At 54.6% G+C, this 1,199-nt stretch carries 1 protein-coding gene; it reads right to left on the reverse strand.

All coding sequences use genetic code 11. From position 1 onward, the window contains the following. Positions 1-41: 41 nt before the first annotated feature. A protein-coding gene (locus tag CUC55_RS00025; protein ID WP_103086613.1) for an IS3 family transposase occupies positions 42-1,129 on the reverse strand; the annotation gives its coding sequence in 2 pieces (ribosomal slippage) (positions 42-868 and positions 868-1,129; 1,089 coding nt in all). Positions 1,130-1,199: the final 70 nt, after the last annotated feature.

A 1,199-nucleotide genomic window follows, 5' to 3' on the forward strand; every position in this document is an offset into this window, starting at 1 on the left:
TCGGTAATCCCCCCGTTTTTAACGGGGCTCAGCAGTAGAATTCATGCTGCCATTTTCAGTTTTTGCCTCGGCGTGATGCCGCCGATGGCCATATTGGGTCGATCATTGTTGTATGTCCAGAGCCATCGTGTGGCGTGATCCTGCACCTCCGTGATAGTATCAAACATGAAGCATCCCAGCCATTCATGCCTGACCGTGCGATTGTACCGCTCGATATAGGCGTTTTGCTGCGGCTTGCCCGGCTGGATATGAGCGATGATGATGTTTCGTTTCTCGGCCCATGCCAAAAGCGTGCCGCTGATGTATTCCGGGCCGTTGTCCACCCGTATGATACCCGGTTTTCCGCGCCATTCGATGATCCGGTTCAGAGATCGAACAACCCGCTCGGCTGGCAACGAGAAGTCCACCTCGATCCCGAGCCCCTCCCGGTTGAAGTCGTCAATGACGTTCAAAGTCCGGAACGAGCGACCATCGGAAAGCTGATCGGCCATGAAGTCCATCGACCAGGTCTGGTTGGGCTGTTCGGGCACAGCCAGTGGCTCCGGTCGTTCCCGCACCAGGCGCTTCCTGGGCTTGATCCTCAGATTCAATTCCAGATCACGATAGATACGGTAAACCCTTTTGTGGTTCCAGCCGAAGCCTTTGATGTTACGCAGATAAAGGAAGCACAGGCCGAAACCCCACGCCTTCCGGGCTGTCGTCAGACGCAGCAGCCAGTCGGCAATATCTTCGTTCTCGCTGCCAAGCTTGCGTCCATAGCGGTAGCACGTCTCGCTGATCGAGAACGTCCGACACGCGAGCGCCACGCTCACCTTATGATCTTGAACGGCTTGCATGGCCATCTCCTTACGCTGAGACAGCCTCAGCGCTTTTTTCCAAGAGCTTCCTTCAGGAGATCGNTTTGCATGCTCAGCTCGGCATACATCTTCTTCAGCCGACGGTTCTCGTCTTCCATGCTCTTCATTTGCGAAACCATGGACGCGTCCATGCCGCCGAACTTTGCTCGCCACTTGTAAAAGCTAGCATCGCTCATGCCATGCTCCCGGCAAAGCTGCGCAACCGGAATGCCGTCCTCCGCCTGCTTCAGAATTGCCATAACCTGCGCGTCGCTAAATCGTGATGTCTTCATCCGAATCTTCTCCAAAATCATTGTGAGAAAATTCTACTTTTAAACCCGGTTAGTTTGCGGGGGGATTACC

Origin of the sequence: Agrobacterium bohemicum, assembly GCF_002896715.1 — a bacterium.
Lineage (GTDB): Bacteria > Pseudomonadota > Alphaproteobacteria > Rhizobiales > Rhizobiaceae > Agrobacterium > Agrobacterium bohemicum.